Here is a 22,242-nt window from a genome sequence, read left to right on the forward strand (position 1 = left end):
TCATCATGACTCACCTCATTCGGCAGACTGCAGCACCCGCAATCTCGGACTGATCGGCTTTGACATTTCGGTCGTTTGTCCCTTGTCCTCGGACTCGGGAAGCAGGTGGAAGCCCTTGACCAGCCCGAAGATCGCCGGGATCACGATCAGCGTCAGCAGCGTCGACGACGTCATCCCGCCGATCATCGGCACCGCGATGCGCTGCATGATCTCCGAGCCTGTGCCGGTGCTCCACATGATCGGCAGCAGGCCCGCCATGATGGCGACCACCGTCATCATCTTGGGACGGACGCGCTCGACGGCGCCCTCCATGATGGCCTCGTGGAGATCCCGCCGGGTGAAGACCCTGCCCTCGGCGCTGCGCTTCGCCTTCAGCCCGGCCAGCGCGTGCTCGAGGTAGATCAGCATCACCACGCCGGTCTCGGCGGCGACACCGGCGAGTGCGATGAAGCCGACCGCGACGGCGACCGACAGGTTGAAGCCGAGCCACCACATCATCCAGATGCCGCCGACCAGCGCGAAGGGCAGCGACAGCATGACGATGAGCGTCTCGGTCATGGCCCTGAAGTTCAGGTACAGCAGCAGGAAGATGATCGTGAGCGTCACCGGTACCACGATCTTCAGGCGGGCGGCGGCGCGCTGCAAATATTCGTACTGACCGCTCCAGACGACATAGTATCCTGGCGGAAACTGGATGCTGTCCGTCACCGCGCGTTGGGCGTCGGCGACGTAGCTGCCGATGTCGCGATCGCGGATGTCGACGTAGACATAGGTCGCGAGCTGGCCGTTCTCGGTCCGGATCGAGGTCGGCCCCCGCGCCGGCTCGACCTTCGCGACCTCGCCGAGCGGCACCGCGCCGCCCGCCGGCATCGGCACCAGGATATCGCTGGCGATGACTTTAGGATTGTCGCGCAGGTCGCGCGGATAGCGCATGTTCACCGTGAACCGCTGCCGGCCTTCGACCGTCGTCGTGACCGTCTGACCGCCGAGAGCGGCCGCGATGGTGTCCTGAACATCCTGGACCAGGATGCCATAGCGGGCGAGCGCCTCGCGGTCCGGGACGATCTCGAGATAGTACCCGCCGATGCCGCGCTCGGCGTAAGCCGAGGACGTGCCCGGGACGGCCTTGATCACCCGTTCGACCTGCTTCGCCAGCCGGTCGATCTCGACGAGGTCGGTGCCCATCACCTTGACGCCGACAGGCGTGCGGATGCCGGTGGACAGCATGTCGATGCGCGCCTTGATCGGCATGGTCCAGGCGTTGGAGACGCCCGGAAACTGCAGCGCCTTGTCCATCTCCGCGACCAGGCTGTCGATCGTGACGCCGGGACGCCATTGCTCCTTCGGCTTCAGGTTGACGATGGTCTCGAACATCTCGGTCGGCGCCGGATCGGTCGCGGTCGCCGCCCGTCCCGCCTTGCCGTAGACGGACGCGACCTCCGGGAACGACTTGATGATGCGGTCCTGCGTCTGCATCAGTTCGGCCGCCTTGGTGACCGAGATGCCGGGTAGCGTCGTCGGCATGTAGAGCAGCGTGCCCTCGTTCAGCGTGGGCATGAACTCGGTGCCGAGCTGCCGGGCCGGCCAGATCGTGACGGCGAGCACGACGAGCGAGGCCAGGATCACTAGCGTCTTGGCACGCAGCACGCCCTTAATGACCGGCCGGTAGATCCAGATCAGGAAGCGGTTGATGAAATTCCTGTGCTCCGGCACGATCCTGCCGCGGACGAAGATCACCATCAGCGCCGGCACCAGGGTGACGGACAGCAGGGCCGCAGCGGCCATCGCGAAAGTTTTCGTGAACGCCAGCGGACTGAACAGCCGCCCCTCCTGCGATTCCAGCGTGAAGATCGGCATGAAGGAGACGGTGATGATCAGCAGGCTGAAGAACAGCGCAGGGCCGACCTCGGAGGCCGCGTCGATCAGGATCTGGACGCGCGACTGACCGGGCTTGGCGCGTTCGAGGTGCTTGTGGGCGTTCTCGATCATGACGATCGCGGCATCCACCATGGCGCCGATCGCGATCGCGATGCCCCCCAGGCTCATGATGTTCGATCCCAGGCCCAGCAGCTTCATGGCGCCGAACGCCATCAGCACGCCGACCGGCAGCATCAGGATCGCGACCAGCGCGCTGCGGACATGGAGCAGGAACACGATGCAGACGAGCGCGACGACGATGCTCTCCTCGACCAGCGTGTGCTTGAGCGTATCGATGGCCGCGTAGATCAGGTTGGAGCGATCGTAGACCGGGACGATCTCGACCGATTTCGGCAGGCTGCTCGCGATCTCCTCGAAGCGCTTCTTGACGTTCTCGATCACGTCGAGGGCGTTGACACCGAAGCGCTGCAGCACGATGCCGCTTGCGACCTCGCCCTCGCCATTCAGCTCGGCGATGCCGCGCCGCTCGTCCGGTCCGAGCTCGACATTGGCGACGTCCCGGAGCAGCACCGGCGTGCCGTTGCTCGTCTTCAGGACGATGTTGCCGAGATCGTTGATGCTCTTGACGTAGCCCTTGCCGCGAATGACGTATTCGAACTCCGACAGCTCGACCGTGCGTCCGCCGACATCGGCATTGCTGGCGCGGATCGCCTCCCGGATCTTCTGCATGCTGATGCCGCGATCGCGCATCCGCTGCGGATCGAGCACCACGTTGTATTGCTTGACGAAGCCGCCGATGCTGGCGACCTCGGCGACGCCTTCGGCCTTGGCCAGCGCGAACTTCAGATTCCAGTCCTGGATCGTGCGCGTGTCGGCGAGGTTCAATTCCCTCGACATCACGGCGTACTGGTAGACCCAGCCGACGCCGGTCGCGTCGGGCCCGATGGTCGGGGTGACGCCGGCGGGAAGCCTGGACGACGCGCCGTTCAGGAACTCCATGACGCGCGAGCGTGCCCAGTAGATGTCGGTGCCGTCCTCGAAGATCACGTAGACGAACGACACGCCGAGGAAGGAGAAGCCGCGCACCACCTTCGATTTCGGCACGGTCAGCATCGCCGTCGTCAGGGGATAGGTGACCTGGTCCTCGATCACCTGCGGCGCCTGTCCGGGATATTCGGTGTAGACGATGACCTGCGTGTCCGAGAGGTCGGGGATCGCATCCAGGGGCAGGTGAAGCAGCGCGTAGAAGCCGGCGGCGGCCGCAAAGCCGGTGCCGAACAGCACCAGCAGCAGGTTGCGCGCCGACCAGGCGATGATGCGGGCGATCATTTGTGCTCTCCCATCGCATGGCCCGCGTCGGAGGCTTGAGGAGCAGCCTCGGCAAAGCCTTTGAGCGCGGCCTTCAGATTGCTCTCCGCATCGATCAGGAAGTTGGCCGAAGTGACCACCGCCTCGCCGTCCGCAAGACCGTCCCGCACCTCGATGTAGCCGCCGCCGCGCCGGCCAAGCTTCACTTCCCGCGGCTCGAAACGCCCGTCCCCCTTGTCGACGAGAACGGCCTGGCGCGTGCCGGTGTCGAGCACCGAGCTATCCTGGATCGCCAGGACGGGCGCGCCATCTGCCGTGTCGATGTCGGCATCGACATACATGTCCGGCAGCAGCACCGCGTCGGGATTGGCGAGTTCGATCCGGACGCGAACCGTCCGGGTCTCGCGGTTCACCTGCGGATAGATCACGGCAATCCTGCCGGTGAACGCGCGGCCGGGAAAGCTTCGCGCGCGCACCGCAACGGACTGCCCCACCGCGATGTTGCCGAGATCGCGCTCGGCGACGTCGACCAGCGCCCAGACCAGCGAGATGTCCGCGATGCGGAACAACACATCGCCGGGATTGGCACGCATGCCTTCGATCGCGTTGCGCTCGAGCACGATTCCGTCGCGCGGCGCCGTCCAATGGATGGTGACGGGCGCGACGCGCGTCTTCTCCATCTCGGCGATCACCTGCTCGGGGACGTCGAGATTGACCAGCCGCTGCCGCGAGCCGCGGCCGTACGACTCGACGCCGCCCACCGTCTTCGAGGTGATCGTCGCGAGGTATTCGGCCGCCGCGGACGCGACCGCCGAGCTGTAGATCTCCATCAACGGCTGGCCCGCCTTCACGCGGGTGCCGGTGGTGACGTCCGCGATCCTCTGCACGAAGCTCTCGGCGCGCATCGCGATCACCGAGACGCGGCGTTCGTCCAGCTGAATCGTGCCGGGCGCCTTCACCAGGACCCGGATCGACCGCCGCGCCACCGGCTCGGACTTCACGCCGCTGCGCTGGATCTTGCCAGGCGACAGCTTCACCGTCCCGTCGTCGACGTCGTCGCCTTCGTAAACGGGGACATAGTTCATCCCCATCGGATCCTGCTTCGGCACCGGCGAGGTGTCGGGCAACCCCATGGGGTTGCGATAGTAGAGGATCTTTCGCGGCGAGGTCGCCTGCTGCGGCTTTAGCGCCGCCGGGGCGGCCTGTTCGTCGTCGTAGACCGGCAGATAGTCCCGCCCCCGCTCGTCCTTCCTGGGCCCGGCCGACCAAAGCGGCGCGCCGCTCGGATCGCGGTAATAGAGCGGAGTTCGGGCGCCGTCGGCCGTGGCCGAGGCGACCTCGGCACGGACGGACCAGCGCCCGTCGTTCATGAGCCAGGAGCCGCCCAGGGCCAAGCTGCCGGTCAGCGCGAGTGCGGTGAGAAGACGCTGCGTGTTCATCGCCAGATACCGCGCGCCCAGGGCGCGCGTCCATGTAAACGGGAAAGAGAAGTTCGGGCGCCGTCCGGTGGCGCCCGAAGGCTCACTTCGTCGCCTTGACGATGACCTTGCCGGTGACCGTCTCAGGCTCGCCCTGCACCTTCGCCGAGAGCGTGACCTGGTAGCGGCCGGCCATCGGCAGGTCGGTCTTGAAGGCATAGACGCCCGGCTCCTGGGACGGCAGCGGCGCAACCGCCGACTCCATCTCGGCCATGCCGTCCGGCGCCATGTCCACGCGAGTCCTGAAGATGACGGCATCCGCGACCGGCTTGCCGGTCTGCCTGTTGGTCAGGCGAATGGCGAGCGTGATGTCGTCGCCCTTCTTCATCTCGGGATTGACCGGCTCGAAGGCGTAATCGCCCGCGCCCGCCATGGCGACCGAAGCGGCGAGCGAAAGGGTGGCGGCAACAGCCGCGGTGCTGAATTTGGAAAGCATTGTCTGTCCTCATGGATTGATCTTCCGCCGTGACGCATGACGCGCGCCCGTCAGTCATCGTCGCGCGCAGGCGTCGTGCTGCACGCGTCGTCGGCTTGGCGAGATCAGATTCGAGGGGGCCGGAAGGGAGGGCTGCCGCCGAGCAAGGAGACGACCTGGTCGGCGGGAATGGCGGTTTTCCCTGCCGCTACGGCAAGAAATTCGAAGGCCAGCGGACGGATGTCTGCAAGCGCGACGGTGCCGCCGACGCAGCAGAAGCCCATCCCGCATTTGTACGCGCCGGTGTCGGAGCCCGTTCCCTTCATGTCGGGACAACAATCGTCCATCGACATAGCGTCGTCGCCGCTCATGACCATGGCCGCGTGCATGTCGTCCGACGACACGGCGAGGCCAGACGCGGACACGCCAGCCGGCAGCATCGCCAAGGATATGGCGATTGCGAGTGCCAGGACGGTACGGACGATCCGCATCAATCTGCTTTTACTGTTTGGATACTTTCTGGAACCGCAGCGCTTGTAACATATCCCGCTGCCGAAAGCATTCTTTGATCCGGGTCAAGCATTCGTGACCGCGGGTTCGGCACCTGTCACCGCGATCACCCCGACCGAGCAGCGACCTCCCGGGTTCGCTATCTTGACCTCGATAGATGCTTCTCGGACGAAGTCATGCGCGCCCACAGCAACGCGAGCGGGCCCAACGCAATTCCGGCCGCGAGCACGATGAAGACGAGCAACCAGCCCTTCGCACTCTGCGGACCGCCAGCAGCATCGAGCGCAGCCCCGGTTCCCCACGCTCCAATCGCGGACAGGCCGAAGCCGACCGTCGAATGCAGGGCCAGGGTCGCCCCGCGATGCTCGGAAACAGCCGCGGCCGACATGCCCGCCGTCAGCGCGCCTGAATCCGCCGGCACCGTCAGGCCATAGATCATCAGCAGCAACGCCAGCGCCCATGCCGGAGCCGTCGCGTTGAGGCCGATGACGAGCGCAACGCAGGCCGAAGCGATCATCACCACCGTGATCGCACGATGCCGCCCGAATTTCAGGGCGGCCTCATTGCCGAGGATACTGGCCGGCATCGAGATCACCGCGAAGCAGAAGCTCATCAGGACGGGAGAGAGCCATGAGGGCGCGCCTTGATGCGCAACGACGAAGGTCCAGAATCCGACCAGCCAGGTGCGAATACCATAGAGTTCGAAGCAGTGAGCGCCGTAGCCGAAGATATAGCCAAGCGCCTCGCGGTTGGCGAAAACGGGCGCAAAGTTCAGCAGGCGTCCTGCTCTGGGAGTGGGGCGGCGGCCCTCGATCGCAAGACACGCGACCACCATCGCAGTGGGCCCGATACCCGTCACGTAGAATGCCGTCCGCCACCCCCAGCGATCGGCGAGGACTTGCGCGATCAGGAAGGACAGGCCGACGCCGACCGAGAAGCTCGACGTGTACAGCGTCACAGCTCGCGAGGTGTCGCCTGCGGGCAACCGGTCCGTCAGTGCCTTGAGCCCTGGCATGTAGGCACCGGCAAAACCCAGACCCGCGAGCGACCAGATGATGGTCCCTGACCAGAACCCTTGCGCGAAAATTCCAAACGCGACGGTCGCAACTCCGCTGACGACAGAGCCGCCCAGGAGCACGAGTCGTGCATCGATGCGATCGGTCAAGGTCGTGAGCACGGGCACCGCCAGCATGTAGCCGAACGCGTAGCCGCTCGCCATCAGCCCGCCTTCCGCAGCGGACAACCCCCACGCCGGCATCAGGTGCTGCGCCAGATTCGCGGACAACGTCACATGCGGCAGTAGATTGCCGAGCTGACCGATGCACATTGCCGCAATCAGCGGCCAGCCGCGCAAGCTACGAATGCTCTCCTCCCATCCCGCGGGTGCTCACGTCGTCCGATCTGCACGAAGCAGCAGCAGCGCGAAGAAGGCTGATGCCGAGGCCAGCGCGCTGATCCAGAGTGCGCTGCTGCCGAAATGCTCTACCATCAGTCCCAGCGCAAGCGGCGCGAAGGCGCCTGTTGCCCTCGAAGGCAGCGAGATCACACCGACACGCCTGCCGAACCCCACCGGCCCGAACAACGCCAATGGCAGCGTACCACGGGCAATGGTGATGATGCCGTTGCCCGCGCCATACAGCACTGTGAAGGCCGGTGCGAGCCAAGGGCCGCCCGCGACCAGTGCAAGCACGCCGATCGGATTCATGAGCATGGCGAGCCTTGCCGACAGCAGTGGATGAAACCGGCTGAGCCATCCTGCCTCCAGAAGGCGGGCGCCGACTTGCGCAGGTCCGACCAATGCTCCTGCGAACAACGCCTGTGCCGGCGTGGCGCCGAACGCAACCAGCATGGTCGGCAGAATGGCCGAGACTCCGGAGCTGACGAAGCTTGCCGCCGCAAAGATGTACGCCAGCAGCATCATTGCGAAGGTTTCGCTCTGGCCGCCGGATTGTTGGGTCGTGCCGGTGCCCGGCCGGGAGTCCTGGTCCAATGGAGCGGCACGGGGCAGAGAAAGGTTGAGCGGCAATGCAACGCCGATATGGATCGCCGCCCATACCTGGCAGGCAACGCGCCAGCCGTACTCCGAGGCGAGCCACGTCGTGAGAGGCCAGCCGAGGGTGCTGGCGAAGCCGGCGATCAGGGTGATGCCGGTGATCGTTCCTCGCGCATTGGCGCCGTAGATGCGCGCAAGCGTCGCGAACGCAGCTTCATAGAGACCCATGCCCATGCCGATCCCGAGCAGGATCCAGGCCGTGATCAGCAGCGCCACACCATGGGACACGGAGAGCAGGAGCAGGCCTGCCGCGAAGACGAGGTTCGAGACGGCAAGCAGGCTGCGCCCTCCAAACGTGTCGATGGCATGCCCGACTCTCGGGCCGAGCAGGCCGGAGATGACGAGCGCTCCCGACAGCGCGCCGAACAGGTAAGTCGGCGCAAGGCCGAGATCGTGCGCAATCGGCGCAGCCAGGATCGCAGGGAGATAGTAACTCGACGCCCAGGCAATGGTCTGGGCGCTGCCGAGCGCGACGACGACAGCGAGTGGGCTCGCAGTGCCTCCCGTCATGAGCAGCCGCATCCCGCGCCGCCTGCCTTCATGGCCGATTCATCGGCCGCACAGCAGGCTGAGGGTTCGGCCTTGGCCGGACCGCCGCAGCATCCCGCTGCGCCGGCGGACTCGACGCCGGCTCGCGTGCAGACGCCGGTCTCGGGCAGCACGAGCTCGACCCGTGCCGCAGCCTCCTTGTCGCCCGCGATGTCGGCGACGATCGAGCGGACCTGCTCGTATCCGGTGGTCATCAGGAAGGTCGGCGCCCGGCCGTAGGATTTCATGCCGGCGAGGTAGAACCCCGGCTCGTCATGCGCCAGCTCGCGAGCGCCGTGAGGCCGCACCGTTCCGCAGCTATGCTCGTTGGGATCGATGAGCGGCGCGAGCGCGACGGGCGCCTCGATCGCCGGGTCGAGCCGAAGCCGCAGCTCGGACAGGAACGAGAGATCGGGACGGAAGCCGGTCGACACCACCAGCTCATCCGCAACCACACTCCGCGCGCCGCAGCAGGCACCTGCCGAAATCCTGAGACGTCCTTCGAAGTCCGAGATGTGGGTGACACCGAAGTCGGTCTCGACTCGAATCCGTCCGGCAGCCACGAGCGCGGCGAAGGTTGAGCCCAGCTCGCCGCGCGCGGCAAGCTTGTCGTTGCTGCCGCCGCCGAAGGCCTTTGCAGGATCGCCGCCGCGCAACAGCCAGACGGGCTGCGTGCCGGGCACCTCCTCGGCGAGCCGCGAGAGATCGATCAGCGTGCCCAGCGCGGAGTGGCCGGCACCGAGCACGGCCACGGTCTTGCCGGCATATCTGCCGCGATTTGTGCCTCGCACATCCGGCATGCCATAGGCGATGCGATCAGTGCGCTCGCGTTCGCCGATCGCGGGCAGACCGTTGCTGCCGGCAGGATTGGGCGAGAACCACGTGCCTGAGACGTCGATGACGGCGTCGGCGCGCAGCACCTCGGGACCCTTGCCGTTCTGATAACGGAGTTCGAAAGGCGCCTGCTCCCGTCCCCTGGTCTTCGCCTTGTCGAAGCCGACACGGCTGATCGCCGTGACGCGGCTCGACGTCCGGATCGTCTCGCGCAGCTTCGTTCGCGTTGCAAGCGGCGCGAGGTAGCGCTCGATCAGTTCGCCGCCGGTCGGGTAGGACTGAGGGTCCGGCGAATTCCAGCCCGTCGGCGCGAGCAGGCGCGCCGACGCCTTGTCGACATTGAATTCCCACGGCGAGAAGAGCTGGACGTGCTGCCATTGCCGCACCGCATGCGCGGCCTCGGGTCCGGCTTCGAACACGACGGGGGACATGCCGCGTTCGAGCACATGTGCGGCGGCTGCGAGACCGACCGGCCCCGCCCCAATGATCGCTACCGTCTTCTTGTCCATTGCGAATTCTCCATCCTTCTAGAATTATGGAATAATTGGCCAAATGAATCAGGCTGCCGTCTGGGCGTCCTTACATCCGGCTTCGTCCGCGCAGCACTCCGCAACAAGGAAGTCGACCAGGCCCCGCATGGCGTCGAAATTGGCGTGGCAGATCAGGGTCGTCGATTCCCTGATCTGACTGACCAGCCCGACCGAGACCAGGGTCTTGATGTGGTGCGACAGCGTTGACGCCGGGATCTTCAGCTTGTCCTGCAAGCGGCCAACCGGCATGCCCGCGTGCCCGGCCCGGACCAATGCGCGGTAGATCTGAAGCCGGGTCCGGTTCCCCAGGGCTTCCAAACGCGCTGCTGCGTCATCGATCTTCATGGGGGCCACGATGCACCAGCGCGACATCAGCTGTCAAACGCTATTTCTAGAAGATTCGAAATATAAGCTCGGCGGTAACCGGATTTTTCAGGTTGACGCGGCCCACATGATTCCATAAATCTGGATATATGGAAACAGAAGAAGCCGTCCTGGCGCTCGCCGCGCTGTCTCAACCGACCCGCCTTGAGGCGTTCCGGACGCTGGTCAGACACGAGCCTGACGGTCTTGCGGCAGGCGACCTCGCGCGCCTGCTGGAAGTCCCCCAGAACACACTCTCGGCGCATCTGTCGATTTTGAGCCGCGCGCGCCTCGTGTCTTCCGAGCGACACAGTCGCTCGATCGTCTACCGCGCCAACCTCGGCGAATTTCGCGACGTCGCACTCTTCATGCTGCGCGATTGCTGCGGCGGACGGCCGGAAGTTTGCGAACCCGTCGTCGAGAGCCTGCAATCGTGCTGCGCTCCCAAGCGAAGGAAGAAGGTCCATGCCTGATCGCGTCTACAATGTGCTGTTCCTCTGTACGGGCAATTCAGCCCGGTCCGTGCTCGCGGAATCGATCCTTCGCAACGACGGTGCCGGGCGCTTTCGGTCCTTCTCCGCAGGGAGCACGCCGAAAGGCGCCGTACATCCGCTGGCGCTGCGCACATTGCAGAGCATGGACTACCCGATCGACGGGATGCGCTCGAAGAGCTGGCTGGAATTCGCAGCCGCCGATGCGCCGGTGATGGATTTCGTCTTTACCGTCTGTGACAACGCCGCCGGCGAAGCATGTCCGGTCTGGCCGGGTCAACCGACGACTGCGCATTGGGGCATCGAAGATCCTGCGGCCGTCGAAGGCACCGAGATTGAAAGACTTGCGGCCTTCTCGCGGGCCTTCCGCTACTTGAAGAACCGTATCGGCGCGTTCGTGAACCTGCCCCTCAGCGGCATCGACCGGCTTTCGCTGGGGACCAAGCTCCGGGAAATCGGCCGCTCCGAGGGGGCGACGTCCGGCAAGAGCGACGTGGCGTGACGATGGGCATCTTCGAACGATACCTCACCTTGTGGGTCGCGCTTTGCATCGTGGTCGGCGTCGCGCTGGGGCACGTCATGCCCGGCTTCTTCAGCGCGGTTGCAGCCGCTGAGGTCGCCAAGGTCAACCTGCCGGTCGCGATGCTGATCTGGCTCATGATCGTGCCGATGTTGTTGAAGATCGACTTCGGCTCGCTGGGCCAGGTCCGGGAGCATTGGCGCGGCGTCGGCGTCACGCTCTTCATCAATTGGGCCGTGAAGCCGTTCTCGATGGCGCTGCTGGGCTCTTTTTTCATCGGTCACCTCTTCGCACCGTGGCTGCCGTCCGACCAGATCCCGTCCTACATCGCCGGCTTGATCCTGCTTGCGGCTGCACCCTGCACTGCGATGGTGTTCGTATGGTCCAATTTGTGCGAAGGGGAGCCCCACTACACTCTGAGCCAGGTCGCACTCAACGACGTGATCATGGTTTTCCTGTTCGCGCCGCTCGTGGGGTTGCTGCTCGGAGTGGCCTCGATCAGCGTCCCCTGGGACACACTGCTCCTGTCCGTTGTGCTTTACATTGTTGTTCCCGTGATTGTCGCTCAGCTGTGGCGCAAGGTGCTGCTGCGAGGCGGCGATGCCAGCTTCAACCGCGTCATGCGGATGCTGCAGCCTCTCTCGCTTGTCGCGCTCCTCGCGACATTGGTGCTGCTCTTCGGCTTCCAGGGAGAGCAGATCGTCAGGCAGCCCGGCGTCATCGCGATCCTTGCCGTCCCGATTCTTGTGCAAGTCTATCTCAATGCGGGCCTGGCCTATTGGCTGAGCCGGCGGTTCGGCGTGGCCTGGTGCGTCGCGGCCCCAGCTGCCCTCATCGGCGCGAGCAACTTCTTCGAGCTGGCGGTCGCCGCCGCGATCAGCCTGTTCGGCTTGGACTCCGGCGCGGCGCTGGCGACCGTGGTCGGCGTCCTCGTCGAGGTCCCGGTGATGCTGTCCGTCGTCCGCATCGTCAAGGCCACGCGGGGCTGGTACGAAGCAGGCGCGGGTAAAGTCCCGACGGCTGCCGAGGCCCGCCAATGAACTCATCATTTGCCGGCGGCGGTGCGGCAACGATGGATGCCGGTCTGCCAGTCACGGAGATGCGTCGATGAGCGTCACGATCTATCACAACCCCGCTTGCGGCACCTCGCGAAACACCCTGGCGATGATCCGGCAGAGCGGCACTGAGCCTGTCGTCATCGAATATCTCAAGACGCCGCCGTCGCGGGACAAGCTCAAGGAGCTGATCGCGGCGATGGACGTTCCGGTCCGCGCGCTGCTGCGCGAGAAGGGAACACCGTACAAGGAGCTCGGCCTGGACGATCCCAAATGGACGGACGACCAACTCCTCGATTTCATGATCGCCTATCCCATTCTCATCAACCGTCCGGTCGTGGTGACGCCAAGGGGCACGCGCTTGTGCCGGCCGTCGGAAGCCGTGATTGATCTCCTGGACAATCCCGTCGGCCGCTTCGTGAAGGAAGACGGCGAAGTGGTCGAAGCGCGATAGGCTTGCGCCTCCTCGCGCCAGGCGATTGGCCGGCGCGCAGAGTCTCGGGACCTCTCGCGTGCTCGCGGTCTTGTCGAGCCATAATCTGCCAGTTCCGGTTCTGCTGCCGCAGTTGCGACCGTGCTGTCTCGATGGCGGCTTGCAGCTCCACGAGCAAACAAGGCTTACTTGCCGCTGGAGTGCCCCTGAATGCATCCGGCACTCCCGACGATCCGTATCCGCTCACTAGTGCATGTACTCATGAATCGACAGCCCGCCTGACGTCCGGTTGACTGCCAGCATCGGCCGAAGAGCAGATGCCTCCGAGGTCGCAGACGGGCCAAAGGCTGACATCTCGACGCCGTTTGGTTCGAGCCAACCAGTCAGTCGTTGGCAGGCGGGCGAGATGTTCGTCAGTGGTCTCCGACGTCCGTTTTTAGGTGCGTTGCACCGCTCGCGGTCCAATAACAGCAGCCGCGAGTTGCGGCCAAAGATTGAAGAAGAAGACGTAGATGATCGCAACGGCCCACCCGTAGACCATGCTGGCGACAAGGCCGTAGATGAAGCTGCCGACCGCAATCATCTTGAAACCGGGAAAGACAATCGGCAGGAGTTCATGGCCCTTCAAGTCCGGGAAGGCCACCCAGAGAAGCACGCAAAGAACGTAGATCACCTGAAACAGCATGCATGTTGCGAACATAGTTCGGACATAAGGGAGTTTGGTCATGCCAGTTACTCCTATAAGGCGGGCGTATCATCGGTGCGCCACGCCATCCGGCCGCTTACTTCTTGTCGCCCTTGTGATGCGGCGTCGATGTTGCTGGTCCGCCGGTGTAGTGATGTCCGCCGGACTGGCCGCTTGAGGCCTTTCCGGTAGTTTCCTTCTTGCCCATGTGATGAGGCACTTCGGTCTTCGGCCCACCCTGATAGTGGTGACCGCCGCCTTGAGTGTCTTTCGTTGCGGTCTGAGCCATTGCGGGAGCAACTAGGAGAGAAGCGACCGCCAGCGCAGCAAGAAAATCCTTGGTGATCATGGACGTTCCTCCGGTTGAGACAGATCGGTGAAAATTGCTTCATTAAACCACCGCCCTGAAGTCGGGATTTGACGCACATCAAGCTGCCGTTGCCGACCCGTTACGGGAACCGCAGTTGACAAAGGTCAAACTCGGAAGTCGGCGCGTCCATAGGAGACGGTCTGCTCTGCCCGCTGTGAGCGGACATCACCTGATCCGCGGCTCGGGTCTGCGAAGGTCCACATTCGGACATGTGCGTCGTTAGGCTGACGAAGGTCCTTCAACAATCTTCCAATACGAGTCCTTGCGGATCACCTCGTCCGCGCGAAAAGTGTAAAAGTCACATCCTCGGACCTCGATCTTTCTTCCTTCGCCTGTAGTGCCCGTTAGCGTCCATTTTGAAATGCCCGTGTTTGCCATCGTATCCACAAAATGCTCGGCGTCGCCGTAGTGAACATCCGGTAAGCCTTCAAAGCGCGTCGCGAGCCCGTCTCGTACGTTGCGTTTGCCCTCGAAGCGGGAGCCCCAAGGCTTGCTTCCCCTCGGCATCTCCAAGACACAATCGTCAGCAAAGAACTCCATGATGGAATCCAAGTCGTGCGCGTTGAACGCTTCACACAGCGCCGTCAATTTCGATCGAATGTCCATCCTTCCCTCCATCAAGTTCTCGAAAGGGATACAATAACACAAGGGCACACAGGTGAGTTGAAGGGCCGATTAGACGTCTGGTCGATGTCGCCTTCGGGTCAAAATGCGAAGAACTTAGAGTGAGCAAAGTCAGTCCGCTCTACCCCACCAACCGGACTCAATGAATGGTCTCACCGCTTCGCTGATGGGCCATCAGCGGACCTCGGATACACCGACAACTGAACATCTGCCCCTGCCTCACCCGCAGCTAGTTGAAGCCGGAACGGTCAAGGACTTAGACAAGGACCGTGGAAGAGCCCATCAAAGCTGGGCCTTCTAATCACTCCGCCAAAAATTGACCGGAGACGGTCGAGAGCGGCTTCAGTTGCGAAAGGTGTCAACCTATATTCGCGATGGTGGTACCTCAGATCAGCTGCACGAGATGGCCAGCGCTGATTCCGCTCCCTCGTTGTGAGCCGGCCTCCTCAGCCGAAAGCAAGCAACCCTGATGGGCGCGTGCGTGATCCGCATTTGCGTCCATCGTTTGCCGCAGGGTACGGCCTGCAGTTATCGTCCCGGCAGAGCCGTGACTTCCCGGAGCGGCTTGATGCGCCAGAACGGATATGCCGCCAGTTCTTTCGAATGCTGCGCGAACATATCGACCCGTCTGCTTGTAAACTCCGCAATGACGCTGAAAAATTCGATTGGTGACCTGATCGTCGCAAGTCTCAGGCCGAATTCAACAGCAAATTGCGCGTTGGCCCCGGCTATCTCAAGAAGCTTCGCTTGTTGCGCCTGCATGTTTGCTGTCGCTAGAGCAAAGCCTTTCGTTGGATCGCTATCTGTCATTCTCTGGCTGCGATCATCTATTAAAGCATCCGCTTCAGGCTCAATGACGGGAACCTGGTGCTTAGGATCATCATGAAGAGGCGATTCGACCGAGTCTGCCGCAGCAGGGTGAAGTGAATTCTCTTTCGGGCTTCTAACAATGGCCTGCTTGTTCCGTTGGGCCCGCGCGGCCATTTTCGGGTTGCGGGCACGCTTTGCCGCTGTCGCCGCTTTGCGTTTGCTCATCTGACGCTCCAAGAAAATGGGGGTGCGACCAAAACGGTCATTTCTGCAAGGACAACAAGCTTTGTGACGTGGCGTTCCAAGCCCGTGCACTGTTGGTCGAATAACCTGAGATAAATCGCACGCGCGCTCTCTGAGCGCCCTGTGAAGCCAGACTACTCACCGAGCGAATGCTCGAGGAAGAAGCGCAGCATTTCCCTCGTCGCATCCGGTCCTTGCGGATCAGTGTAGGACCCGGCAGGGCTGCCGCCAGACCACGCGTGTCCGGCGCCATCGATGTTCCAGTGTTCGGAAATCGCCCGACCGGCGCCGTCGATCAGGACGGTGCGAGTATAGGCATGGCCGTGGGGGACGCGTCCGTGAAGCACCTTCATCGCCGGCCTCGTTGCCCTGGCGGACTGCTCGATAATCTGATCGCCATTCTTTGGATGCACCGTTGTGTCGCGATCGCCATGGAAAACGATGGTCGGTACAGAAGTCTTGCCGTCCGCAATTGCCTTGGAGCCGCCTCCCTGCCGCATGGCGACGAACGCGGAGGGAAGATCGCTCGCGGCTCCGCACGCGAGGCCTGAATGAATACCGACGGCCGCGTACAGGTCGCTATACGTTGCGCCCATGATGGCGGCGGCGGCCCCGCCGGCCGACAGACCCGCGACGTATACGCGCTTCGGATCGATCAAATGGTCGCGCATGATCCGGCGGGTAATGCCGGCGATCATCGAGGGCTCACCCCCGCCGCGGCGCTGGTCGCTCGTGCGGAACCAGTTCCAGCACTTCGACTGGTTGGCTCCGCTCGGCTGCTCAGGATAGGCCACGAAGCAATTCTGCTCTTCTGCCAGGAAGTTCATCCGGGTGCCGGCCGCGAAATCGTCCGGCGATTGGGTGCAGCCGTGAAGCATGATGATCAGGGGAAGCCGTTGTCCCTGGCAGCGGCTTGGGATGAACAGCTTGTAGGTCCGGCTTCCCGCGCCGTTACTGAAGGTACCGGCGATGAAGCGTGTGCCCTCGGGCACGATGTCCGATGGCGACAGAGGAGCGCGCGTGATCGGACTTCGCAGGCCGAGCCCGGAAAAATCTCGCATGCCGCCGAGCGATAAGGAGCGTCTGCGTCCCTGAGCAGAGCGGGCCGGTGCAATCTGCGGAGCTTCCCGCTCCTCGACAAGCTCGGCCGTGGCGTCGATCGCAAGCGGATCGAGCCGCGAGCGCGGAGCCTGAGAGGCGCTGCGCGACTCCGGTCTTGGAGCGCTACCGCCCTGGAGCATGCGCTGCAGCAGCGCGGTGGCCTCGACCAGTTGGCCGGCACGCGTCAGGCGGGTTGCTTCGCGGACTATGTCTCGATTCAGCATCGTTCACCTCGTTCTGTCGGCGAGAGCGGCCTTGACCGCGGGAGTGGCGTGTAGGGCCCCCAGCACCGAGACCGACGCGATCGTGGCGCGAGCCAACTCGGGAGTGACGTCCTCGGCGATGGTGGCTAGGCCCAAAACATTGATCTGCAGCATCTCGCCGGCGCTCCGTGCCGCTTCGAGATCCTTGCGAGTGTAGTTGCGCAGCCCGAGGTCCAGGTTCTTCCGGGCCGTGGACTGTCTGACGACTTCTACGTGACGCTCGAGCTGGTTCCGGATTGCTGTCCGGATGAAATCGGTCCTGTTCGAATAGAACCCTTCCTGAACCATAAGATCGACATGACCGAGGTCGACATAGCCAAGGTTGATCGTGATCTTCTCGGTGTCGGGGGCTTTGGGTCGCAGCTCATGTATGTTACCGGCCATATCGAAACATCCGTATACCATCCCCCTGGATGGTCTTTGGATGTTATCTAGATGCTCCCGAGCGTCTTTCAAGTGATGGAGCCGTTCAATCCTGGACCAGCAGCTCGCGCAGACGGACCGTCTTGTGGAGCGTTAGACAAATTGTGGCGACTCTCGCGAAACACCTTGCGGTGCACCTAATCTGTGAGTTCGCGGAACGAATCGGTCATAAGTCCTTCACCTTCGGCAGGTGCCGTGCCCATGATTTCTCAGGCCAGAGAAGGCGCATGTGCGTTCGCTGGGCGGAACGACTTTCTGGAACATCTCTGCAATTGCCGAGTTTTCCCGTTGCCCTTCCCCAAGGGCGACCCCGAATGGCCCCAGCTCAATGCCCCCCAATACCGCCGCGAGCTGGGGCCTCTTTTTCCGCTATCCGAGCAAGAAGCCCTTCAACCCCGCATAGATCGAGCCGACGCCGGTCGCGGCGACGCCGGCCAGCGGCCCCGCGGTCTGCATCAGGTCCTGGATCAGGCGGGCGCGGCGGCGCAGCTGCTCCTCGCCGACGTGTTGCCCGAGCAGTCGCGCCACGCGGAAGGCGAACGCATTCGGCTTGCCGCCCTGGGTCAGCACACGCGGCAGGATCTGGAAGATCACGACGCTGAGAATGTTTCCCGAAACGAAAGCGAGCAGGATGCTGGCGCCATATTCGAAAACCTCGCGCCACTCGATCCAGACCGTCGGCAGGATCGGGACATCATCGTGCAGGCCGGTGACCGTCAGCATCGCCAGGATGCTGACGCTCGCGGCCAGGAACGCCAGCACGAATGCCGTCAGGGCGGAGACCCGGTGCAGCGGATAGGCCACGAATCCGAACAGGAGCGGGATGACGATCGATGCAATCCGAAGCGGGATCGGCGACACGTTGAAGGTGATGGTCACGAGCACATGCGCGATCACCAGCAGCAGGGACGGAATGAGGACGTAGAGCACCGCATGCGTTCCATAATAGCACAGCGGGTTGTTGTAGCGCTCGAGGCGGACATTGACGCGATCGAGATCGCGCCTGAGCTTGTCCAACTCGGCGACGATCTCGTCAATCTCGAGCAGCGTCGGCCGTACGACGCGCAAGTCTCGCGAACAATGCTTGCACGCGATGGCTTCGTCCTTGATCGTCTCGGAGCAGAACGGACATTCCGTCGCTAGCGCGACTTTCTCCGCCTCATGATGGCTTCGACCTCGTCTCTGGCCCGCCGCAGTTCATCGCGCAGCTCCTCGCGCTTGCGCAGGAGATCGTCGCGCTCGGCAATCAGCGTGGCGGGAACGGCGATGTCGCGCCCGCACGAGGCGCAAACCAGCGCGCCCTCTGCACTATCGGACCGGCAGTAGGGGCACGTCACTTGGGCGCCACCTTGAGGGTGAACATTGCCGTACCCGGCCGGCCATCACTGTCCTTGATATCGACGCGCACCGTGTATTCGCCGGGCGGCAGCTCCGCATCCTGCATGTTGATGCCGTCGGCCTGCACGAAGGGCTTGACCCTGGGGGTCAGGTCGACGTTCGGCGTCCGGAGGAAGATCACCTTGACCGACTCCGGATCGATCTTGGCCCCGCCATAGGATTGAAATTTCAACACCAGCCGGAGAGGTGAGCTCGCCGAGCCGCCCGGCGAGACGAACTCGACCTTGGGACCGCGCAGGATGCCGCGCTGATCGACGGCAACCGCGCCCTTCGGCGGCGGCAATTTCGCTTCCTCCTCCGAGATCAACAGCGTGGCGCGCGACGGTGTCGAGAACGACAAACCTGCAGCCACGAGGCCCAGCAAGACTCTCCGCTTCATTTCCCTGCCCCCTTCCCCGTTCGTCAACGCAAGCCGCCATCGCCGATGATGGTGTAGGGCGCCCAGAACAGCGGATGCGCATAGGCAAACTCGGTCTTGCCTTCGCTGTTGAGATAGCCAGGACCATCGACGAGGGCCATCGCCGCCTGCCGCAGCGCTTCGCTGCGCGACAGCTTGGGATCGTCGGCCTGCCGCTTGAACAGGTCGGTCACCAATTGCCGCGCCGACTGTGAGTGGACCGACCAGTTCGTCACCAGCAGCGCGCGCGTTCCGGCGTAGAAAAACGCGCGCCCAAGCCCGGATGCCGCCTCCGCCCCTGCTCCGGCACCGGCGCCGGTGTTACAGGCCGACAGGATGACCCAGTCCGCATCCAGCTTGAGGCCCAGGATCTCCTCCATGGTCAGGAGGCCGTCGCCACCCTCACCCGTCACCGCCGGTGACGACAAAGCGAGCGCCGGCTGCGTCAGCCCGTTCAGCTCGCCCGGGACCAGTCCATGGGTCGCAAAGGCCAGGATCCTGAAGCCGGACAGATTCATGGTCTTCACCGCGCTCTCGGTTGCGCTCTTGCCGAGAAACAGCACCTTGGAGGGGTCCGCCTGCAAGGCCAGCGCGATCGATTTCAACTCGTCGGCGGTGTCGGGCAGGCGGGGCAGGAGACCGAGCTCGGCGCTGTCGACGCCTTCCAGCTTGGGACTGTTGCGCCGCTTCAGCGGGCCGCCGCGGGTGATGTTGCCGCCGGCGTCGGCGACCTGAATCTTCTCCCCTCCGCCCTCCGCCTCGGCCTGCTGCTCGCTGTTGAAATAGGGATCGCCAAAGGCCACGAGGTCGCCGCGGCCGGGCTTGCCCGGCGGCAATTGCCGCAGCGTGCGCAGCGCCGCCGCCGAAGGCACCGTCGACACGGCATGGGTTCGCGCCAGCCACGGCACATTGCGATAACCGATGAAGAGCGGGTCCTCGTCGGCAGAGACTTCCGCCGGCGCCGTCGGCAACAAGGACAGCGGCAACAATCCCAGCGCGCCGTTGGTCACGACGATCACGTTCCTGGCCGGCTTCCAGCCGCTCTCGACCGGCTTGAGCAGCAGTTCGTAGAGCTCGTGGCCGAGCTTGAGGTCGAAGGGCGGAATGTCAGAGATCATCGCAGCTTGCGGCTCGAGCGCTTCGCGCAGCTTGCGGATCTTCGTCTCGATGTCGCCGATCCTGGCCTGGACGGCGGCGAATGCCACCGGCCCGGACTTCGGCACGGCCCAGACGAAACTACCGTTCTGGCCGAAATAGAACGACAGCATGGCCTCATCGTCGGCCAGCGTAGCGCGGATCTCGGCGACGCTCGGCGGCCTGGGCGAAACGAGATCGGCGTAAATCGGAAACTTCTGCTTGATCTCCTGGCGCGCCTTGTCGCGCTGCCCGCGCAAGGCGCCAATCGAAGCCTGGATTTGCGCAACGCCCTTCTCGTCCCGTTCCGCCGCGGGAAGCGCGAGCACGTTGTTGAGCGTGCCGAGCTGGGCGTTGACCTGTTTGGTGAGGTCCTGCTCCTTGCGCACGAGCTCGGCAAGCGCAGGGTCCTTTGCCGCCGCACGCGCGCTCGAAGCCGCCAGCGCCTGCTGCACCGAACGGCCGCGGACAGCATCAGCGAGGCCGAACGTCTCTTCGCCGACCTCCTTGCCGGTTCCTACGGCCCTGGCAAGCAGCAGCAGATAGCTCTCCACGATGGTCTGCAGCCGCTGGCTGCGCGCGGCCACCACCGTCGTGTTCTCATCGTCGGCGTTTTCTCCGGCGCTCGCCACCATGACCGGGATGGCAGCCTTGAACTCCCGGATAGCTTCCGCATCGCGGCGTGCGCGCATCAGTCCGACCGCCAGCGTGCCGCGCGCCGAGGCGGAATCGAAATGATTCTCGCCGACCCGGGCGACCTGCTTCTTCACGAGCTGCTCGGCCGCGGCGATGCCTGCGTCCAACTGACCGGAGCCATAAAGCGAGAGGATCCGGGACGGATTGAGTTCGAACACCTGACGGCGCTGCGGATCCCAACCCGCCACGGCCTTGTCGATCCTCGCAAACATCTCGTTCGCTTCGGCGTTCTGGCGCCGAAGCGTCAGAATGCCGGCGAGCTGCGCCAGCAATTGTACCGTCGTCTGCGAGTCCTCCGGCACACCCACGCTCTTGTTGATCTCGAGCGCCACACGCCCGAGCTTCTCGGCCTCCTCGTAACGGCCCTGATCGACCAGAATGCCCGCCAGCCCCATCACGAAACGCGGCGTGACGGGATTGTACTTGCCGGTGTCCTTCAGGCGCGAGAGCAGCGCGCGGCGCGCGTCCGCCTCGGCCTCGGCGAGCCTGCCCTGCTTCGCCTTCATCCGCGCCTGGTTCAACACGGTGCCGTCGATCGCCTGCTGCAGGAGTGTTTCCGCCGGCGCGTTGTCCGACTCCATGATCGCCTTCGTGCTTGCGCGCTTGCGCACCTCCGCATTGCGATACGCGGTCTCGGCGTCGGCAAACTGTCCGCGCGCCTCGAAAATCAGGGCGCGAGCCAGCTCCAGCTCGCCTTCCCAGCTCTGGCCGAACCTGGAATAAGCCGATCGCCAATTGGGATGGCCGCTGGTCCGGGCCTCCTGGATCGCGGTCTGGCTGCGGCGCAGATAGGCTTCAGCCTGCGCGACGTCGCCCATCTGGATGAGAACGGCCGCGACCGCGCGGTTGGTGTTGAACTGCCATCCCTTGGCGCCCGGCATGCTGGCCGCTTCGCGCAGAAGCCTTTGCATGATCTCGAGCGCGCGCTTCGGGTCCCCCGCAAGAGCGTGCTGCAGCGACTGAAGCTGCAACATCCGCGCCAGCAAATTCGGACTGACGGCGCCGCGCCCGACTTCCACTGCCTTGTCGGCGTCGGACATCGCCTCGGCGAGCCGGCCGAGCTGCGCGCGCGCGTTGGCGCGATCGAAATAAAGCTCGGCGAGATCCTGACGGGATTGCTTGCCGGTCGGTGCGGCTTCGGCGTCCGACTTCAATTTCGCGATCGTCTTCTCGTCGGGCTTGTCGCCGTCGAGGATCGCCGTGATGTCGGCGATGCTGCGGGGCGGCGCGACGAAATCCTTCGGGAGCGCGGTGCCTGCCTCGAGCTTGGGTGCCATTTCCTTGGGAAGCTCGACTGCGACATTGGCGCGGCCATTGGCGGCATTCAGTGCCGCCATCACGCAGGCCTTGACCTGGGGCGAGGCCTTGGCGCGGCAAGCTTCGAGATTGGCACCGCCGGCCGGCCCTCCACCTGCGCGCATGCAGGCCTGCACGATCGGCTTGCCGACCGTCATCCGGCAATTCTCGAGCGCCGCTTCCTTGGTCAGCGCGGTTGCAGAGCCGGTTGACCCTAGCAGAAGGGCAAGGGTCAGCAGTTGGCGTGGGGTAAGGTCCAGACGGCTCTTAAATGGACCAATGGCGTCCAAGCGCATCTCGAACAACCTTTGAAAAATTAACTTGATGAAACGGGACCATCCTATCCGGACCGTACGGAAGGACAAGGGCAATCGAGGCGGTTCCCGGATGCCTCAACGGGCCAGGC

22 protein-coding genes are annotated in these 22,242 nt (G+C 64.0%); 4 read left to right on the plus strand and 18 right to left on the minus strand.

The window, feature by feature from the left end; genetic code table 11:
* Nucleotides 1-15: 15 nt before the first annotated feature.
* From ACM42_RS14315 to ACM42_RS14350, 8 genes are all read right to left on the minus strand, one after another.
* A complete protein-coding gene (locus tag ACM42_RS14315) occupies nucleotides 16-3,207 on the minus strand; it encodes an efflux RND transporter permease subunit (RefSeq protein WP_271528523.1) in 3,192 nt (1,063 codons plus the stop codon).
* Nucleotides 3,204-4,625, minus strand: a complete 1,422-nt coding sequence (locus ACM42_RS14320; RefSeq protein ID WP_271528524.1) for an efflux RND transporter periplasmic adaptor subunit — start codon at nucleotides 4,623-4,625, stop codon at nucleotides 3,204-3,206. Before ACM42_RS14320 ends, ACM42_RS14315 begins: the two co-directional genes overlap by 4 nt.
* 82 nt (nucleotides 4,626-4,707) lie before the next feature.
* A complete protein-coding gene (locus ACM42_RS14325; protein ID WP_271528525.1) occupies nucleotides 4,708-5,100 on the minus strand; it encodes a FixH family protein in 393 nt (130 codons plus the stop codon).
* A gap of 104 nt (nucleotides 5,101-5,204) precedes the next feature.
* Nucleotides 5,205-5,570 carry a hypothetical protein gene (locus ACM42_RS14330; protein WP_271528526.1) on the minus strand — a complete coding sequence of 122 codons (366 nt, stop codon included), beginning with the start codon at nucleotides 5,568-5,570 and terminating at the stop codon, nucleotides 5,205-5,207.
* Between the two features lie 158 nt (nucleotides 5,571-5,728).
* On the minus strand, nucleotides 5,729-6,916 hold the full coding sequence (locus ACM42_RS14335; protein ID WP_271528693.1) for an MFS transporter: 1,188 nt from the start codon (nucleotides 6,914-6,916) through the stop codon (nucleotides 5,729-5,731).
* A 60-nt stretch (nucleotides 6,917-6,976) separates the two neighbouring features.
* A complete protein-coding gene (locus ACM42_RS14340; RefSeq protein ID WP_442868929.1) occupies nucleotides 6,977-8,164 on the minus strand; it encodes an MFS transporter in 1,188 nt (395 codons plus the stop codon).
* The gene (locus tag ACM42_RS14345) at nucleotides 8,149-9,513 is read right to left on the minus strand and encodes an NAD(P)-binding protein (RefSeq protein WP_271528528.1); all 1,365 of its coding nucleotides are present in this window, start codon (nucleotides 9,511-9,513) and stop codon (nucleotides 8,149-8,151) included. The genes ACM42_RS14340 and ACM42_RS14345 overlap by 16 nt, the downstream gene beginning before the upstream one ends.
* 48 nt (nucleotides 9,514-9,561) lie before the next feature.
* Nucleotides 9,562-9,879, minus strand: a complete 318-nt coding sequence (locus tag ACM42_RS14350; RefSeq protein WP_100230259.1) for an ArsR/SmtB family transcription factor — start codon at nucleotides 9,877-9,879, stop codon at nucleotides 9,562-9,564.
* Between the two features lie 128 nt (nucleotides 9,880-10,007).
* On the opposite strand from ACM42_RS14350, the gene ACM42_RS14355 reads away from it, so the two are divergent.
* The 4 genes from ACM42_RS14355 (at nucleotide 10,008) to arsC (ending at nucleotide 12,417) form a co-directional block, all read left to right on the plus strand.
* The gene (locus ACM42_RS14355) at nucleotides 10,008-10,370 is read left to right on the plus strand and encodes an ArsR/SmtB family transcription factor (protein WP_271528529.1); all 363 of its coding nucleotides are present in this window, start codon (nucleotides 10,008-10,010) and stop codon (nucleotides 10,368-10,370) included.
* Complete coding sequence (locus ACM42_RS14360; protein ID WP_271528530.1) at nucleotides 10,363-10,890, plus strand: arsenate reductase ArsC; 528 nt, start codon at nucleotides 10,363-10,365, stop codon at nucleotides 10,888-10,890. Before ACM42_RS14355 ends, ACM42_RS14360 begins: the two co-directional genes overlap by 8 nt.
* 2 nt (nucleotides 10,891-10,892) lie before the next feature.
* Nucleotides 10,893-11,948 carry an ACR3 family arsenite efflux transporter gene (gene arsB / locus ACM42_RS14365; RefSeq protein ID WP_271528694.1) on the plus strand — a complete coding sequence of 352 codons (1,056 nt, stop codon included), beginning with the start codon at nucleotides 10,893-10,895 and terminating at the stop codon, nucleotides 11,946-11,948.
* A gap of 67 nt (nucleotides 11,949-12,015) precedes the next feature.
* Nucleotides 12,016-12,417 (plus strand): arsenate reductase (glutaredoxin), encoded by a 402-nt coding sequence (gene arsC, locus ACM42_RS14370; RefSeq protein ID WP_271528531.1) that lies wholly within the window; start codon nucleotides 12,016-12,018, stop codon nucleotides 12,415-12,417.
* Nucleotides 12,418-12,832: 415 nt separating this feature from the next.
* On the opposite strand, the gene ACM42_RS14375 is transcribed toward arsC, so the two are convergent.
* The 10 genes from ACM42_RS14375 to ACM42_RS14420 form a co-directional block, all read right to left on the minus strand.
* Nucleotides 12,833-13,123 carry a hypothetical protein gene (locus ACM42_RS14375; protein WP_271528532.1) on the minus strand — a complete coding sequence of 97 codons (291 nt, stop codon included), beginning with the start codon at nucleotides 13,121-13,123 and terminating at the stop codon, nucleotides 12,833-12,835.
* A 55-nt stretch (nucleotides 13,124-13,178) separates the two neighbouring features.
* Nucleotides 13,179-13,430 carry a hypothetical protein gene (locus ACM42_RS14380; RefSeq protein WP_271528533.1) on the minus strand — a complete coding sequence of 84 codons (252 nt, stop codon included), beginning with the start codon at nucleotides 13,428-13,430 and terminating at the stop codon, nucleotides 13,179-13,181.
* Nucleotides 13,431-13,670: 240 nt separating this feature from the next.
* The gene (locus ACM42_RS14385; RefSeq protein ID WP_271528534.1) at nucleotides 13,671-14,057 is read right to left on the minus strand and encodes a nuclear transport factor 2 family protein; all 387 of its coding nucleotides are present in this window, start codon (nucleotides 14,055-14,057) and stop codon (nucleotides 13,671-13,673) included.
* A gap of 546 nt (nucleotides 14,058-14,603) precedes the next feature.
* Nucleotides 14,604-15,110 carry a Phasin protein gene (locus ACM42_RS14390; protein WP_271528535.1) on the minus strand — a complete coding sequence of 169 codons (507 nt, stop codon included), beginning with the start codon at nucleotides 15,108-15,110 and terminating at the stop codon, nucleotides 14,604-14,606.
* Nucleotides 15,111-15,262: 152 nt separating this feature from the next.
* Nucleotides 15,263-16,453: an extracellular catalytic domain type 1 short-chain-length polyhydroxyalkanoate depolymerase gene (locus ACM42_RS14395; protein WP_271528536.1), complete on the minus strand. Its 1,191-nt coding sequence runs from the start codon at nucleotides 16,451-16,453 to the stop codon at nucleotides 15,263-15,265.
* A 3-nt stretch (nucleotides 16,454-16,456) separates the two neighbouring features.
* Nucleotides 16,457-16,876 carry a CopG family transcriptional regulator gene (locus ACM42_RS14400; protein WP_271528537.1) on the minus strand — a complete coding sequence of 140 codons (420 nt, stop codon included), beginning with the start codon at nucleotides 16,874-16,876 and terminating at the stop codon, nucleotides 16,457-16,459.
* Between the two features lie 408 nt (nucleotides 16,877-17,284).
* Nucleotides 17,285-18,025: a hypothetical protein gene (locus ACM42_RS14405; RefSeq protein WP_442868931.1), complete on the minus strand. Its 741-nt coding sequence runs from the start codon at nucleotides 18,023-18,025 to the stop codon at nucleotides 17,285-17,287.
* Nucleotides 18,026-18,054: 29 nt separating this feature from the next.
* Nucleotides 18,055-18,252: a hypothetical protein gene (locus ACM42_RS14410; RefSeq protein WP_271528539.1), complete on the minus strand. Its 198-nt coding sequence runs from the start codon at nucleotides 18,250-18,252 to the stop codon at nucleotides 18,055-18,057.
* Complete coding sequence (locus ACM42_RS14415; RefSeq protein ID WP_271528540.1) at nucleotides 18,249-18,692, minus strand: hypothetical protein; 444 nt, start codon at nucleotides 18,690-18,692, stop codon at nucleotides 18,249-18,251. Before ACM42_RS14415 ends, ACM42_RS14410 begins: the two co-directional genes overlap by 4 nt.
* 23 nt (nucleotides 18,693-18,715) lie before the next feature.
* The gene (locus ACM42_RS14420) at nucleotides 18,716-21,994 is read right to left on the minus strand and encodes a CHAT domain-containing protein (RefSeq protein ID WP_271528541.1); all 3,279 of its coding nucleotides are present in this window, start codon (nucleotides 21,992-21,994) and stop codon (nucleotides 18,716-18,718) included.
* Nucleotides 21,995-22,242: the final 248 nt, after the last annotated feature.

It is taken from the genome of Bradyrhizobium sp. CCBAU 25338, from assembly GCF_028128965.1.
Taxonomy (GTDB): Bacteria; Pseudomonadota; Alphaproteobacteria; order Rhizobiales; family Xanthobacteraceae; genus Bradyrhizobium; species Bradyrhizobium liaoningense.

Coding starts and splice junctions, on each gene's coding strand:
- ACM42_RS14340 (WP_442868929.1), bottom strand. CDS start 8,164: ATGCGGCTGCTCATGACGGGAGGCACTGCGAGCCCACTCGCTGTCGTC.
- ACM42_RS14360 (WP_271528530.1), top strand. CDS start 10,363: ATGCCTGATCGCGTCTACAATGTGCTGTTCCTCTGTACGGGCAATTCA.
- ACM42_RS14345 (WP_271528528.1), bottom strand. CDS start 9,513: ATGGACAAGAAGACGGTAGCGATCATTGGGGCGGGGCCGGTCGGTCTC.
- arsB (WP_271528694.1), top strand. CDS start 10,893: ATGGGCATCTTCGAACGATACCTCACCTTGTGGGTCGCGCTTTGCATC.
- ACM42_RS14335 (WP_271528693.1), bottom strand. CDS start 6,916: ATGTGCATCGGTCAGCTCGGCAATCTACTGCCGCATGTGACGTTGTCC.
- ACM42_RS14395 (WP_271528536.1), bottom strand. CDS start 16,453: ATGCTGAATCGAGACATAGTCCGCGAAGCAACCCGCCTGACGCGTGCC.
- ACM42_RS14420 (WP_271528541.1), bottom strand. CDS start 21,994: ATGACGGTCGGCAAGCCGATCGTGCAGGCCTGCATGCGCGCAGGTGGA.
- ACM42_RS14355 (WP_271528529.1), top strand. CDS start 10,008: ATGGAAACAGAAGAAGCCGTCCTGGCGCTCGCCGCGCTGTCTCAACCG.
- ACM42_RS14320 (WP_271528524.1), bottom strand. CDS start 4,625: ATGAACACGCAGCGTCTTCTCACCGCACTCGCGCTGACCGGCAGCTTG.
- ACM42_RS14350 (WP_100230259.1), bottom strand. CDS start 9,879: ATGAAGATCGATGACGCAGCAGCGCGTTTGGAAGCCCTGGGGAACCGG.
- ACM42_RS14325 (WP_271528525.1), bottom strand. CDS start 5,100: ATGCTTTCCAAATTCAGCACCGCGGCTGTTGCCGCCACCCTTTCGCTC.
- ACM42_RS14380 (WP_271528533.1), bottom strand. CDS start 13,430: ATGATCACCAAGGATTTTCTTGCTGCGCTGGCGGTCGCTTCTCTCCTA.
- ACM42_RS14390 (WP_271528535.1), bottom strand. CDS start 15,110: ATGAGCAAACGCAAAGCGGCGACAGCGGCAAAGCGTGCCCGCAACCCG.
- ACM42_RS14330 (WP_271528526.1), bottom strand. CDS start 5,570: ATGCGGATCGTCCGTACCGTCCTGGCACTCGCAATCGCCATATCCTTG.
- ACM42_RS14315 (WP_271528523.1), bottom strand. CDS start 3,207: ATGATCGCCCGCATCATCGCCTGGTCGGCGCGCAACCTGCTGCTGGTG.
- ACM42_RS14415 (WP_271528540.1), bottom strand. CDS start 18,692: ATGAAGCGGAGAGTCTTGCTGGGCCTCGTGGCTGCAGGTTTGTCGTTC.
- ACM42_RS14400 (WP_271528537.1), bottom strand. CDS start 16,876: ATGGCCGGTAACATACATGAGCTGCGACCCAAAGCCCCCGACACCGAG.
- arsC (WP_271528531.1), top strand. CDS start 12,016: ATGAGCGTCACGATCTATCACAACCCCGCTTGCGGCACCTCGCGAAAC.
- ACM42_RS14385 (WP_271528534.1), bottom strand. CDS start 14,057: ATGGACATTCGATCGAAATTGACGGCGCTGTGTGAAGCGTTCAACGCG.
- ACM42_RS14375 (WP_271528532.1), bottom strand. CDS start 13,123: ATGACCAAACTCCCTTATGTCCGAACTATGTTCGCAACATGCATGCTG.